This window comes from Arthrobacter sp. 05L421 (assembly GCF_056397785.1).
The window spans coordinates 1-14,742 of the sequence record NZ_JBFTOC010000009.1; the positions used below are offsets into that span (position 1 = coordinate 1).

Consider the following 14,742-nt stretch of genomic DNA (forward strand, 5'->3'; position numbering starts at 1 on the left):
GGGAGAGTAGGTCACCGCCGGAACACCATTAACGGTCGAGGACCCCCAACCACGTTGGGGGTCCTCCCGCATTTAACGGCACTTCACAACTGACCCGCAGCAGGGGCCGTTTTGGAGGCCCAGAACGGCCCCTGCTGCCAGCCAGTTGGACAAGAACCGCCGACGAACCGGGCGCCGCCGTCGCCCCCATACGCGGGGGAGCCTCGCCGCAGGGGCGCCTCACTGCAGGTCACCAGACGAACACCATTGACGGTCGAGGACCCCCAACCACTTCGGGGGTCCTTGCGCATTTAAGCCCCAGACTGGACCTCAGTCACCAGACACGCCTCGTCAGCAGCCCACTGCGGACAGAGGCGGTGCAGGAGGTTGTGACACTTCCCACCGCAGGCCCTATTGAGGTGATGCCGTTAGCCGGTGGCCGGTTGCTCGCCTAGAATTGGGGGAGATGTACGGACTTCGAAGCGCTTGATTTCGGGTTGCGTAGGAAACGAAACACGGAACAGAGCGGCTGCGATTGCGCCAGTGGTCAGCTCTCAACAGGAGGAATCCCAGCATGGCTGAGCACAATGATGGCAACCGCGGCGGCAAGGCCCCCGACAACTCTGGCGGACGCAGTTCCGGTGGAGCCCCTTTCCGCGGCACGAGCAACTCGGGCGGCGATCCCCGTGGGTTCCGTTCCAGGGAAGACCGTGACCGCAAGCCGTATGGGGATCGTGCTCCGCGTGAGGGCGGCGGCGAGCGTAAGCCGTACAGCGGGGGTGAGCGTAAGCCGTACAGCGGCGGTGGCGCCGGGGGTGAGCGTAAGCCGTACAGCGGCGGTGGCTCCGGCGGTGAGCGTAAGCCGTATGGTGACCGTGCCCCGCGTGAAGGTGGCGGCCAGCGCAGCTTCGGTGGCGATAGCCGCCCGTCCTATGGTGACCGCAAGCCCTACAGCGCCGGCGGTGAGCGTAAGCCGTATGGTGACCGCGCTCCCCGTGAGGGCGGGGATCAGCGTAGTTTCGGTGGCGGCGATCGCAAGCCGTATAGCAGTGGCGGCGCCGGTGGCGAGCGTAAGCCGTATGGTGATCGTGCCCCCCGTGAAGGCGGTGGCCAGCGCAGCTTCGGTGGCGACAGCCGCCCGTCCTATGGTGACCGCAAGCCGTACAGCGGTGGCGGGGCTGGCGGCGAGCGTAAGCCGTATGGTGATCGTGCCCCTCGTGAAGGTGGCGGCCAGCGCAGCTTCGGCGGTGGCGATCGCAAGCCGTACAGCGGTGGCGACAGCCGCCCGTCCTACGGTGACCGTAAGCCCTATGGTGACCGCGCTCCGCGTGAAGGCGGGGGGCAGCGCAGCTTCGGTGGCGACCGTGACCGCAAGCCGTACAGCGGTGGCGAGAACCGCAAGCCGTTCGGCAACCGCGAGGACCGTCCGGCACGGAGCTTTGACCGTGGCGACTCAGGCCCCCGCCAGTACGGGCAGGACCGCCCGGAAGACCGTCCGGTGCGGGTGCCCAATGCACGCGATCTCCGCAGCGCCAACCGTCCGGACCGGGAGCGCTCACCGCAGATCGACGAGGACGTCACGGGCAAGGAACTTGACCGCGCCACCCAGCACCAGATCAAGACTCTCGAAGGCACCAGCGCCGAATGGGTGGCCCGCCACCTCGTCATGGCAGGACGGCTTCTGGACGAAGAGCCGGAGCTTGCCTTCCAGCACGCCCTGGCGGCCAGCCGCCGCGGCGGACGCCTTGCATCCGTCCGCGAGGCTGTTGGCCTGACGGCCTATGCAGCCGGCCACTATGGTGAAGCCCTCCGGGAATTCCGCACCTACCGCCGGATCAGCGGCTCCAACATGCACCTGCCGGTCATGGCCGACTGCGAGCGGGGCCTGGGCCGCCCGGACCGTGCCCTGGACATGGCCCGGTCCGACGAAGCCAAGGATCTCGACGCCCCCGGCAAGGTGGAGCTGGCCATCGTGGCCGCCGGTGCCCGCACCGACCTGGGGCAGCTCGACGCCGCGGTTTCCGAGCTGGAAATCCCGCAGTTGGACATCAACCGCGCCTTCTCCTACAGCCCTCGGTTGTTCCGCGCCTACGCTGACGCTCTGACGGGAGCCGGCCGCGGCGCCGAAGCCGGCAAGTGGCAACGCCAGGCCATCGTGGCCGAGAACGCGCTGGGCCTCGGGGAGGACGAGGAACCCGACATCATCGATCTCGGCTGGGACGAGGAAGAAGAGGCCCGCGAGGAGGATCGGCAGCGCCGCCTCCGTGCGCAGGAGAATGCCGACATGCACGCCGGAACTGAAGAGCGCTCCCCGCGTGCCGCCAGTGCTGCCGCCGCGGCAGAAGCCGCCGGCACAGCAGCTGGCCTGAACGCGACCGACGATGACGCGATCGACGACAATGCCATCGACAACAGCGCCGACGACGCCGAGGCTGACTACTTCGAGTCCGACGACGCCGAGTCCGACCAGGATTCGGTGGAGGCCGACGTGCTCGATGACGCCGATGGAGAAGCTGACTCCGAAGCGGACGCTGAATCCGAGGGGGAGCCGACGGCTGAAGCGGAGCAGGAACTCCTTGACGACTCAGAGACTGCCCAGCGTGAACGTGTGGAGGACTAGCCGAATGACGGATACCGCCCTGATTTCCACCTTTGATGCCCTGCTCTCCGACCTCGACGGCGTCGTCTATGCCGGCGCCCATGCCATCCCCGGCGCCGTCGAGTCGCTGCGCCGGCTGGCCGGTGTCGGCGTCGGGCTGGGCTACGTCACCAACAATGCATCCCGTTCTCCGGCGCAGGTAGCGCAGCATCTGCGCGATCTCGGCGCCCCCGCCGAGGACCATCAGGTGGTGAGTTCCTCGCAGGCGGCGGCAGCGCTGCTGGCCTCGCTGCTGCCGGCCGGGGCACACGTGCTGATCACGGGCAGCGCCGCGCTGGCCCAGGAAATTGAGCTTGTTGGCCTGGTCCCCGTCCGCGGCGCGGAGGATGACCCGGTCGCCGTCGTGCAGGGCTTTAGCCCGGACATTGGGTGGAAGGACCTCGCGGAGGCGTCGTACGTCGTCGCCGGCGGGGCGCTCTGGGTGGCGACCAACATGGACTGGTCCATTCCCCAGGCGCGTGGCATTGCCCCCGGCAACGGGACGCTCGTGGCCGCCGTGGCGGCCGCGACGGGCAAGAGCCCGCTCGTGGCGGGCAAACCTGAGGCGCCGCTGTTCCACACCGCCGCCAAGCGGCTGGCCTCGGACCGGCCGCTGGTGGTCGGTGACCGGCTGGACACCGACATCCTGGGCGGCAACAACGCCGGCTTCGCCACGGTGGCCGTGCTGACCGGAGTGGACACCAGGGAATCGATCCTCGCCGCAAAGTCGATGGAACGCCCCGATTTCCTCATCAATGACCTGACCGGCCTCTACGCGCCGTACCCTGCCGTGGAGCACGACGCCGGCCGGTTCAGCAGCGGCGCGGCCTCGGCGATCGTACGGGGGCAGTCCGTCCACATCAGCGGCGACCCCGCCGACCTCGATTCATGGCGTGCCGCCTGTTCGGCCTGGTGGGCCGCGAACCCTGAGACGACCAGCGCCTTGGCTCCGGTCCTCGAGTGGCTCGATCACTAGGCTGGAGACATGACCGAGCTAAACCAGCAACCAGACTCTGCGCTGAACCAGGCCCTAAACCAGCTGCCAGCTGAGGCGGAGGCGCCGGACCTTGCGGCCGACGTCACCTGGCCTGACCTGGCGTCGCGGCAGCTCTCGGCAGAACCGTCCGGGCCCGCGGCACAAGAACAGCAGACGCAAGGACAGCGCGCAAACGTCCAGGACCAGGCCGTCAGCGTTGTGCTGGACCGTCTGGCGGCTCTGCGGCAAACGCCCGTGTCCGAGCACGGAGAAGTTTATGCAGGCATGCACGACGCACTGCTGGAGGCCCTGAACGAGGACGTGGCCGGCCACGCCGGCGTGGCGCGCCGGATCCATGCGGCGGGGGACGGGGGATCGTGAGCCGGCTGGACCAAGCGCTCGTCGGCCGGGGGCTGGCGAGGTCCCGGACGCATGCCGCCCGGCTGATTTCCGAGGGCAAGGTCAGCTCCGGCGGCGAGGTCCTCGCCAAGGCATCACTGCAAATCCCGGATGACGCCCCGCTGGACGTCACGGCCTCCGCCGAGGACGGCTACGTCAGCCGTGCCGGGCACAAGCTGGCCGGCGCGCTGGATGCCTTTCCCGCCGTCGACGTCGCGGGCAAACGGTGTCTCGACACCGGTGCCTCCACCGGGGGGTTCACGGACGTCCTGCTACGGCGCGGAGCCGCCCACGTGGTGGCTGTGGACGTTGGGCACGGCCAACTGGTGCCGGAAATCCGGAACGACGCCCGCGTTGCCGTGCACGAAGGACTCAACGTCCGGTACATGACGCCCGCGGAAATCGGCGGGCTGGCCGCGTTGACGGTGGCGGACCTGTCCTTCATCTCGCTGACCCTTGTGGTGGCGCCGCTCAGGGCCTGTACCGAGCCCGGCGGCGACCTCGTCCTCATGGTCAAGCCACAATTCGAGATCGGCAAGGACCGCCTGGGCCGGACCGGGGTGGTTACCTCGGAACGGGAACGCCGGATGGCCGTGGGCAAGGTGGCAGCTGCCGCCGCGGACGCGGGGCTCGAATTGAAAGGGCTCGCCCAGAGTCCGTTGCCGGGCCAGGACGGCAATGTCGAATACTTCCTGTGGATAAAACGCGCGATGTCGGAAGTCCCGCCTAAGATCGAGGAGCGGGACGCAGCCGTTGCTGCGTTGCTCGGAACAATCTGGCCGAACCACTAGTACCACCAGAAGGCGGAACCCGATGAGCAGGCGTGTCCTCATCCTTGCCCACACAGGGCGCGAGGAATCCCTCAAGGCTGCCTGGGAAGCGTGTGCCCTGTTGCACGAATCCGGGCTGGTCCCTGTGCTGCAGGAGAACGAGCTCGGGGACATGGTCCGCTTCTTCGGCCGGCTCGACCACCCCGTCGAGGTCCTCCACGACCACGTGAAGCTGCCAGAGGTGGAACTCGTCATGGTGCTGGGCGGGGACGGCACCATCCTCCGCGCTGCCGAGCTGGTCCGCGAAGTCGACGTGCCACTGCTCGGGGTCAACCTCGGCCACGTGGGGTTCCTGGCCGAGAGCGAGCGGGCCGACCTCGCCCAAACCGTCGAGTGGATCGCCAGCCGCGACTACACGGTGGAAGAGCGCATGACGATCGACGTCCAGGTCTGGGTCCGCGGACAGAAGATCTGGCACACCTGGGCCCTTAACGAGGCCGCGATCGAGAAAGGCAACCGGGAACGGATGCTGGAGGTGGTCACGGAAGTCGACGAACGCCCCCTGACCTCCTTCGGTTGCGACGGCGTGGTCCTGGCCACGCCCACCGGCTCCACGGCCTACGCGTTTTCCGCCGGCGGTCCTGTGGTGTGGCCCGAGGTTGAGGCCCTCCTGATCGTGCCGATCAGTGCCCATGCCCTCTTCGCGAAGCCGCTCGTGGTCTCGCCCCGGTCCAGGCTCGCGGTCGAGATCCTGAATCGGACCGACGCCCAGGGCGTCCTCTGGTGCGACGGCCGCCGCTCGGTGGATCTGCCGCCCGGCGCGCGCGTTGAAGTGACTCGCTCCGCGACGCCCGTGCGGCTGGCCAGACTGCGTCAGACCCCCTTCTCCGGCAGGCTGGTGCGCAAGTTCGAGCTCCCGATCCAGGGCTGGCGCGGCCCCATGCCGCAGGCCGAGGCGATCCACACCGGACCCATCCCGATCATCCGCACGCCCCGCCCCATGCCGCCGCTGCCCTCGCCGCGCCACTCGGAACCCGGTGACGCCCCCGATCCCTCGACTGATCCCTCAACCGAGAAGTGAACCATGCTTGAAGAACTGCGTATCCGCGACCTCGGCGTCATCACCGACGCCACCCTGCCGCTGGGCCCGGGCCTCAGCGTGGTGACCGGTGAAACCGGTGCCGGCAAGACCATGGTGGTCACCGCCGTCGGCCTGCTCCTCGGTGCCAGATCCGACGCCGGCGCAGTCCGTAGCGGGGCGAAGAGCGCCTCCGCGGAAGCCGTGCTGAAGCTCGACGCCGGGCACGCCGCCGTCGTGCGGTCCCGCGAGGCCGGGGCGGAGGTTGAGGAGTTCGACGGCGGTGTGGAACTGCTGCTTGCCCGCAGCGTCGGCGCCGACGGCCGCAGCCGTGCGTACCTGGGCGGACGCGCCGCGCCGGTCGGGGTGCTGGCCGAAATCGGCGAAACTCTCGTGGTGGTGCACGGGCAGTCGGACCAGATCCGGCTCAAGAGCCCGGTGGCGCAGCGCGGCGCCTTGGACAAATTCGCCGGCGAGAGTTTTGCGGGCACGCTGGCCGCCTATCAGGCCCTCTATGCCCACTGGCATGCCAGCCAGGGCGAGCTGGACGCCTTGCGCAGTGCCGCCCGTGAACGCCTCCGCGAGGCCGAGTCGCTGCAGGCTGCGCTGGCCGAGATCGACGCCGTGGACCCGCAGCCGGGGGAGGACGATTCCCTCAAGGCCGAGGCCGTGAAACTGGCCAACGTCGAGGAACTGCGCATCGCGGCCAGTGCAGCCCACCAGGCGCTCATCGCCGAGGACTTCGGCGAAGAAGCCGACGCCACCACCCTGGTGGACGCCGCCAAGCGCACCTTGGAGCATGTGGCCGAACACGACGAGGAGCTGGGCTCAGCCGCGGCGCGCCTGGCCGAGGTCGGCTTCCTGCTCAACGACATCGCCGCGGAGCTCGCCAGCTACCAGGCCGCCCTGGACACGGAGGGGCCGGAGCGGCTCGCCGAGATCGAGGACCGCCGGGCTTCTCTGGCCAAGCTGGTCCGCAAGTACGCGCCGAGCATCGACGAGGTGCTGGTCTGGGCCGAGGCCGCCCGGGCCCGGCACGAGGAACTGCAGGACGACTCCACCCGGATCGAATCGCTGGACGCCGAGGTGGCCCGGGCCGAAGCCGAGCTCCGGAAGAAGGCCGCCGCGATCAGCAAGGCGCGCACGAAGGCCGCCAAGGACCTCTCCGCACGGGTCAGTGCCGAGCTGACCGCACTGGCCATGGCCGACGCCACCCTGGTCATCAACGTGGAGTCCGCAGCCCAGCTGGGGCCGTTCGGGGCCGATGAGGTCTCCTTCCTGCTGCAGCCGCACTCCGGCGCGCCGGCCCGGCCGCTGGGCAAGGGCGCGTCGGGCGGTGAACTCTCCAGAGTCATGCTCGCCATCGAGGTGGTGCTGGCCGCCGTCGATCCCGTCCCGACGTTCGTCTTCGACGAGGTCGACGCCGGCGTGGGCGGCCGGGCCGCCGTCGAGATCGGGCGCCGGCTGGCGATGCTGGCCCAGCACGTTCAGGTCCTCGTGGTGACCCACCTCCCGCAGGTGGCCGCGTTCGCGAACCAGCACATCAGGGTCACCAAGACCTCCGTGCGGGGCGCCGACGGCGCTACCGCCACGGGCTTCACCTCCAGCGACGTGCAGCTGCTGGACGAGTCAGAGCGCGTCCGCGAGCTGGCCCGCATGCTGGCGGGCCAGGAGGACTCGGAATCAGCCCAGGCGCACGCACAGGAGCTGCTGGACGACGCCAAACTGCTGCCACAAATCTGAGCGGCCCGGCAGGGACGTCCGCAAGGATTCCCGCAGGGACCGCTACTAGGACAACAATCACATCGGGATCCCGCCAAGGAGCCCGTGGAAGGCCGAATTGATGATAAGCTCAAACCCCGTGGTGCAGCGATCAAACTCTCGTGTAAATTCCCGGTTTCCGGGCTCGTCCAAGACGACCAAACACATCTTCGTCACCGGTGGTGTAGCGTCCTCGCTCGGTAAGGGACTGACGGCTTCGAGCCTCGGCCACCTCCTGCGGGCACGCGGTCTGTCTGTAACAATGCAAAAGCTCGATCCTTATCTGAACGTGGATCCGGGCACGATGAACCCCTTCCAGCACGGCGAAGTCTTCGTCACTGACGACGGCGCCGAAACGGACCTGGACATCGGCCACTATGAGCGCTTCCTCGATGAAAACCTCGAAGGATCGGCCAACGTCACAACCGGCCAGGTCTACTCGACCGTCATCGCCAAGGAACGCCGCGGCGAATACCTTGGCGACACCGTCCAGGTCATCCCGCACATCACCGATGAGATCAAGCGGCGCATGCGGCTTCCCGCCGAGGGTAAGAACGCCCCGGACGTGATCATCACCGAAATCGGCGGCACGGTGGGCGACATCGAGTCCCAGCCGTTCCTTGAATCCGCCCGCCAGGTCCGCCAGGACATCGGCCGCGGGAACGTCTTCTTCCTCCACGTATCCCTCGTGCCGTACATCGGCCCGTCGCAGGAGCTGAAGACCAAACCGACGCAGCACTCCGTCGCCGCGCTGCGCTCCATCGGCATCCAGCCGGAGGCAATCGTGATCCGGTCGGACCGCGAAGTTCCGCAGCCGATGCGCGACAAGATCGGCCGCATGTGCGACGTCGACATCGACGCCGTGATCGGCTGCCCGGACGCACCGAGCATCTACGACATCCCGAAGACCCTGCACTCCCAGGGCTTGGACTCGTACATCGTACGCGCCCTGGACCTGCCGTTCAAGGATGTGGACTGGACCAGCTGGGACAAGCTGCTCGACGCCGTCCACAACCCGAAGCACGAAGTTGAGATCGCGCTGGTGGGCAAGTACATCGATCTGCCGGACGCTTACTTGTCCGTCACCGAAGCCCTGCGTGCCGGCGGCTTCGCCAACGACACCAAGGTCAAGATCCGCTGGGTCCCCTCTGACGAATGCGAAACCCGCGAGGGCGCTGTGCAGTCCCTGGCGGGCGTCGACGCCATCTGCGTTCCGGGCGGCTTCGGCATCCGCGGCCTCGAAGGCAAACTCGGCGCCCTGAAGTACGCCCGCGAAACCAAGCTCCCGGTCCTGGGCCTTTGCCTGGGCCTGCAGTGCATGGTGATCGAGTACGCCCGCAACGTGGTCGGCCTCGAGGGAGCGTCCTCGTCCGAATTCGAGCCGGACTCCAAGTACCCCGTCATCGCCACGATGGAGGAGCAGTTGGACATCGTCGACGGCAAGGGCGACCTCGGCGGCACCATGCGCCTGGGCCTGTACGAAGCCAAGCTTGACGAAGGCTCCGTCGTCGCCGAGACCTACGGCGCCACAAAGGTCAGCGAACGGCACCGCCACCGCTACGAAGTCAACAACAAGTACCGCGATCAGATTGCCGCCAAGGGCCTGTCGTTCTCTGGAACGTCGCCCGATGGCAAGCTGGTCGAGTTCGTGGAACTTCCCCGCGAAGTCCACCCGTACTACGTAGCCACGCAGGCGCACCCCGAGCTCAGCTCGCGGCCCACGCGCCCTCACCCGCTGTTCGCGGGCCTGATCGAGGCTGCCCTGGGGCACCAGCGGGCCGCCGACGCCGCGCCCTCTGCAAGTATCAGCGCCAGCGCCAAGGCCGATGCTCCGGCTGCTGCGCCGAAGCCCTCGTCGGCAGCAGTGTCCAAGTAATTTCCAACTGAATCAAAGGACGGCGCGATGCCCGGTATGTCTGAGACCCCCAATGCTGCACGGCAGGTTTCGGATGAGCCGAGCCCGCGCCGTCTTTTGTCTTCCCGGAAGGTTTACGAAGGCAGGATCTGGGACGTCGTCAGCGACAGTTTCCAGCTCAGCGACGACGGCGACACCCTGGTCCGGGACTACATTGACCACCCCGGTGCGGTGGCCATTCTTCCGATGAACGACGCCGGCGACGTGCTGCTGCTCCGGCAGTACCGGCACCCCGTCGGCATGGACCTCTGGGAGATCCCCGCCGGGCTGCTGGACGTCGAGGGGGAGGACTTCGTCATTGGCGCCGCCCGCGAACTGGCGGAGGAAGCGGATCTCGTGGCGGACCGTTGGAACGTGCTGGCGGACTTCTTCAACTCCCCGGGATCCTCCAGCGAGGCCATCCGCATCTACCTGGCCCGCGGCCTGAGCGAGGTGCCCGGACATGAGCGGCACGTGCGCACCGATGAGGAAGCCGAAATCGAACTGCACTGGACCCCGCTGGACGAGGCCGTGCGGGCGGTCCTTGACGGACGCCTGCACAACCCGTCCGCCGTCGTCGGCGTGCTGGCCGCTGCCGCCGCCCGCGGCGACAACTTCGAAAGCCTCCGCCCGGCCGACGCGCCTTGGCCTGCCCATCCCAGCCAGCGCCAATGACCGATGCGCTGACTGCCGAGCCTCCGGCCCCGGCACAACTTTCGGCCTCTGCGCAACTTCCGGATCCTGCTGAACTTCCGGACTCTGCTGAACTTCCGGACCCTGCGCAACCGGAGGCAGCCACTCCCGAACCGCCGCCCGCCCGGCGGCTCACAGCGATAGACCGCGCAATAACTGACTATTTGCAGCACATGGGCGTGGAACGCGGACTTGCGGCCAACACCCTCTCGGCCTACCGGCGGGACCTGGCCCGCTACGCCCGGCACCTTGCCCACGCGGGCCGGGAACGTCCCACCGAGATCACCCGGCACGACGTCACCGGCTTCGTCCAGGCCCTCTCCGACGGGTCTGACGGCGGCTCCGCCCTGGGCATCCGCTCGGCGGCACGGACGGTGGTGGCCGTGCGCGGACTCCACAAGTTCTGGGCCCTCGAAGGCGTCACGCCCACCGACCCAGCCAGCGACGTCCACCCGCCCATGCCCGGCAAGCGGCTGCCCAAGGCCATCAGCGTGGACGAGGTCACCCGGATCCTCGAGGCGGCCGGCACGGACACAGCAACCGGCCTGCGCGACCGCGCGCTGCTTGAGTTCCTCTATTCCACCGGTGCCCGCATCAGCGAAGCCGTGGGCCTGGACGTCGACGACATCTCCCTGCACACGCCCGAGCAGGCCGGCGAAGCCGATGGGCCGGCGATCGTCAGGCTGTTCGGCAAGGGCTCCAAGGAACGCCTCGTCCCGCTCGGCTCCTACGGGGCCCGCGCCCTCGACGCCTACCTCGTGCGCGGCCGGCCCCTGCTGGCAGCCAAGGGCAAGGGCACCCCTGCCCTGTTCCTCAACGCCCGCGGCGGCAGGATCAGCCGTCAAAGCGCCTGGACCATTTTGAAGGCGGCGGCGGACAAGGCCAACATCACCAAAGACGTTTCCCCGCACACCCTGCGGCACTCCTTCGCCACCCACCTGCTTGAGGGCGGTGCCGATGTCCGGGTGGTCCAGGAACTGCTGGGGCACGCCTCGGTAACCACCACGCAGGTCTACACCCAGGTGACGGCCGATACGCTGCGGGAGATCTACGCCGCCGCGCACCCGCGCGCCCTGGGCTAAGCCGCTGCTGCCCAGAGACTTCCTCCTCACAAAGAGTGACGTCGCCGGCTTCGACGGGTCGCGAGGCTCTACCTTGACCATATGCCGGGCGCCTGAGCCATAATCGAGCCGGGCACCAGAGCGGGGCCGCAGAGAAGAGCCGACGGATGGCGCCGCAGGAGCAGCCGCCGGAGCAGAGGAGTCCTCGAATGACGAAGTACCTGATCTCGTTTCCCGGTGAGGCCATGGATTTCCCTGAGGAGGACTTCGAGGCGGTGGTCGAAGCCTCGCATGCCGTCATCGACGAGGCCAAGGCGGCGGGCGTGTACGTCTTCGGCGGCGGGATCGATGAGGACGTGGACCCGGTGCTCGTGGCCGGTGACGGCACTGTCACCGAGGGCACGTACCCAGGCCACAAGGTGCCCAACGGCGGCTACACCGTTCTCGAGCTGCCCTCGCGGGAGGCGGCACTTGAGTGGGCCGCGAAGATTGCCGCCGCCTGCCGCTGCTCGCAAGAGCTCCGGCAGTTCCAATACGACCCGGCCAGCTGACGAGGGCAACCTCGGCCAGAGTCGATCGTGCGACTGCACCGCGGCTGGTTTCGGCAAAAATGTCGGTGGCTCCTGATTTGATTGGGGTATGGAAAGCAGCGCAGCATGGAGCGCGGAAACCTGGAGCGCGGAGAGCAGGGCGGCCCTGGAGGCCGTCGCCGCGTCCGCTGCCGAGCTTGCTGCGCTGACACGCGCCGGCGTTGGCAGGTCCGATGCGCCCGGCGCCGATCCGCTGTGTAATGCGGATCCGTTGCGGAGCCGGGCGGACGGGTGCCTGGACGGGCTCGCCGAGGTGGCCGGATGGAGGCCCGGACCGCGGCGCTGAAGGTGCGGCTGGCCGCCGACTACGCGCGGGCGACCGTGGCCCTGGCGCCGCCGGCGCCGTCCCCGCAGGACCGCACCGCCCAGGGAATGGCGCTGGTCGCCGAGCTCGCCTGTGTGCTGACCGTGAGCGAACGAACCGCCGGCGCCCTCCTGTCCGATTCCCGGGCACTGACCACGGCGCTGCCGCTGACCCTGGCCGCCCTGCAGGCCGGGACGATCTCCTGGCAGCACGCCCGGATCATCATCGACGAAACCAGCGAATTGGATCCCGCCGGAGCGGCCGGCCTCGAAGCGCACTTCCTGGACCCCGAAGCACCCAACCCGGCCCGCGGCTGCGAGGCCGGGGACCTCGTGCCGTCCCGGTTCCGGGCCAAGGCCCGCGCCTGGCGCGAACGCCACCACCCGGTCAGCATCGAAGAACGCCACACCAAGAGCGCCGAGGACCGGCGGGTCGACTACCTCCCGGACCGGGACGGCATGGCCTGGCTCTCCGCCCACCTCCCGGCCGACACCGCCGCGGGGATCTGGGAACGGACCACCGCCGCCGCCCGCGCCCTTCAAGGCCCGGACGAGGCCCGGACCCTCAGCCAGCTCCGCGCCGACATCACCGCCACCTGGCTGCTCACCAGCCATGGCACCGGCCCCGGCAGTGGCGGCACCGCCGACAGCGGCAGTGGCGGCAGCGGAACGGCCAGCGGCGGGAGCCCCGGCGGGGGCACAGCCGGCGCCGGCTGTGGAAGCGCCAGCGGCGGACTGGCGGCAGGCGGAACGGGCTTGGGTGCGAGTTTCGTCGGGGGTGTTCCGTCGCCGCGGGCGCAGGTCCTGGTCACCGTCCCGGTCCTTTCGCTCCTGGGCGTCACCGAGGAACCGGCGACCCTGGACGGGTACGGGCCGATCCCGCCGTCCATGGCCCGCCGGCTGATCGCCGACGGCGCCGGGTCCTTCTACCGGGTCCTGACCGACCCCCGGGACGGAGCCCCGCTGGAAATCGGCCGGACCAGCTACCGTCTCACGAGGGCCCAGCGGCACTGGCTCCGGCTCCGCGACGGCAGGTGCCCCTTCCCCGGCTGCGGCAACCACTCTTTGGACAACGAGGCGGACCACCTGCTGGCCTGGGCCGACGGCGGCACCACCGGCATCTCCAACTTGGGCCAGCCCTGCCCAAAGCACCACCGCCTCAAACACGGCTCCGCCTGGACACCGTCCGGGGCCAGCAAGGACCACCCGCCGGGCTGGACCTCACCGTCCGGACGGCACTACCCCAGCGAACACCAGGACTGGGAACCACCCGAATGGCCGGACGACATCCCGGCCACGGACGAAAGCCCAGACGATGGACTGCCCGCGGTCCTTGGCCTGACCGCAGGTCCGGGACGTCATGGCGAATTGGAGCCGCTTCCGGATGAGGATCCCGGACTGGAACTGCCGCCGGACCCCTTTCCGGACTGGCATGCCTTCACGGTCTGGGACGATTTCTCCGCCGCGGACACAGGTGATCCGCGCTGGTCCGAGCCCTTGGGAATTCCCTCGTTGGAAGACTGCCTTCTCTAACCAGCCTGATCGACCAGTAGGGGGCCGTTCGGCCGGATAATTTCGCCAGACTTTTTGTTGGTGTGGATTGTGACTCGTAGCGAGAGCTGGCGTTCTTTCGGGCTTGAGGGGAAGTGCCACTGAGGCGGAGACTTGGATTTACGCCCTCAGCCATTGCGTCCCCTCGCATTTCAAGCTGCTCTGCTTGCGACCTTTCGGCCGCCAGGTCCGCCTCGTTGGAGAACTCTGTCCGGGCGGATGTTGGCTCACGCAATTGCGAGTGAGTGAAAGTCTTTCCACGGCACGGATTGGGCGGTGTCTGGAACATGATTCTCAGACGACCGACGTGAGAAGAACTCCTCAGGAAGCAAATGAGAGTAAGCATCCAGCCCAGTGGATACGTGCAGTTCGCCGAGAGTAGCGGTGCGTTCGGGAGCGCGGCTCGCGGAGCGTGGTGGACCTCACAACATGCGCCAGAAATCTCGTTCCTGCGAACTTTTTTGCTGACCCGTGTAAGAAAATACCTTTCACTGGACACTTAGACATCTAGAAGGGAAGTCATCGATGTCCGGGGGAACCACCATGTTGGCTGCCAAAGAGCAAGCGTTCATTGATCTGCACACCCAGCACTCCGCGCGGGTATACCGCTACATTGCCTGCCGTATCAGTGACCGGCACCGCGCCGAGGAACTAGCTGCGGACGTCTTCAGAATTGCTTGGGAAAAGGAGCTGTCGGAACCGCCCGGCATTGGCTGGCTGTTGGCTACGGCCCGGAACGTGATCGGCAATGAGTACAAAGGCCGGCGACGCCGTCAGGAACTTATTGACAGGCTGAAAGAGGAGGCCCGCACCCAAGTCCCCGCCTCAAACGGTGGAGAAGGGGCGGCCGTGGCAGATGTGCTGGTGCAGCTCAGGGAGCGGGACCGCGAGGTCCTCATGCTCAGCTACTGGGACGAGCTGACCATCGCTGAACTGGCGCAGATGCTGGGATGTTCTTCTTCCGCCGCTGCGGTCCGCCTGCACCGGGCACGCCGGGCGTTCGCGAAAGCTGCGCCCTCATATCTCATGACCGAACGGAAGGACTAGCC

The 14,742-nt window shown here is 68.1% G+C and carries 11 protein-coding genes and 1 pseudogene; all 12 read left to right on the forward strand.

Annotation, left to right across the window (positions count from 1 at the left end):
* Positions 1-553 precede the first annotated feature (553 nt).
* The 12 genes and pseudogenes from AC1DKQ_RS12120 to AC1DKQ_RS12175 all read left to right on the forward strand — a co-directional run bounded on the left by AC1DKQ_RS12120 (position 554) and on the right by AC1DKQ_RS12175 (position 14,740).
* Positions 554-2,599: a tetratricopeptide repeat protein gene (locus AC1DKQ_RS12120; RefSeq protein ID WP_476884943.1), complete on the forward strand. Its 2,046-nt coding sequence runs from the start codon at positions 554-556 to the stop codon at positions 2,597-2,599.
* Between the two features lie 4 nt (positions 2,600-2,603).
* Positions 2,604-3,593, forward strand: a complete 990-nt coding sequence (locus AC1DKQ_RS12125; protein WP_476884942.1) for an HAD-IIA family hydrolase — start codon at positions 2,604-2,606, stop codon at positions 3,591-3,593.
* 9 nt (positions 3,594-3,602) lie between these two features.
* Entirely contained in the window at positions 3,603-3,974 is a 372-nt protein-coding gene (locus tag AC1DKQ_RS12130; protein ID WP_476919115.1) for a hypothetical protein, read from the forward strand.
* Positions 3,971-4,783: a TlyA family RNA methyltransferase gene (locus tag AC1DKQ_RS12135; RefSeq protein ID WP_476884940.1), complete on the forward strand. Its 813-nt coding sequence runs from the start codon at positions 3,971-3,973 to the stop codon at positions 4,781-4,783. The genes AC1DKQ_RS12130 and AC1DKQ_RS12135 overlap by 4 nt, the downstream gene beginning before the upstream one ends.
* A 22-nt stretch (positions 4,784-4,805) precedes the next feature.
* Positions 4,806-5,843, forward strand: a complete 1,038-nt coding sequence (locus AC1DKQ_RS12140; protein ID WP_476884939.1) for an NAD kinase — start codon at positions 4,806-4,808, stop codon at positions 5,841-5,843.
* A gap of 3 nt (positions 5,844-5,846) precedes the next feature.
* Positions 5,847-7,583 carry a DNA repair protein RecN gene (recN, locus tag AC1DKQ_RS12145; RefSeq protein WP_476884938.1) on the forward strand — a complete coding sequence of 579 codons (1,737 nt, stop codon included), beginning with the start codon at positions 5,847-5,849 and terminating at the stop codon, positions 7,581-7,583.
* 100 nt (positions 7,584-7,683) lie between these two features.
* The gene (locus AC1DKQ_RS12150) at positions 7,684-9,477 is read left to right on the forward strand and encodes a CTP synthase (protein WP_476884937.1); all 1,794 of its coding nucleotides are present in this window, start codon (positions 7,684-7,686) and stop codon (positions 9,475-9,477) included.
* A gap of 27 nt (positions 9,478-9,504) precedes the next feature.
* On the forward strand, positions 9,505-10,170 hold the full coding sequence (locus AC1DKQ_RS12155) for an NUDIX domain-containing protein (protein ID WP_476884936.1): 666 nt from the start codon (positions 9,505-9,507) through the stop codon (positions 10,168-10,170).
* A 158-nt stretch (positions 10,171-10,328) separates the two neighbouring features.
* The gene (gene xerD / locus AC1DKQ_RS12160) at positions 10,329-11,270 is read left to right on the forward strand and encodes a site-specific tyrosine recombinase XerD (protein ID WP_476884950.1); all 942 of its coding nucleotides are present in this window, start codon (positions 10,329-10,331) and stop codon (positions 11,268-11,270) included.
* Between the two features lie 188 nt (positions 11,271-11,458).
* A complete protein-coding gene (locus tag AC1DKQ_RS12165; protein ID WP_476884935.1) occupies positions 11,459-11,800 on the forward strand; it encodes a YciI family protein in 342 nt (113 codons plus the stop codon).
* An 88-nt stretch (positions 11,801-11,888) separates the two neighbouring features.
* Positions 11,889-13,675, forward strand: a pseudogene (locus AC1DKQ_RS12170) (HNH endonuclease signature motif containing protein).
* Between the two features lie 561 nt (positions 13,676-14,236).
* Positions 14,237-14,740, forward strand: a complete 504-nt coding sequence (locus AC1DKQ_RS12175; protein ID WP_476884934.1) for an RNA polymerase sigma factor — start codon at positions 14,237-14,239, stop codon at positions 14,738-14,740.
* The last annotated feature ends 2 nt before the right edge of the window (positions 14,741-14,742 follow it).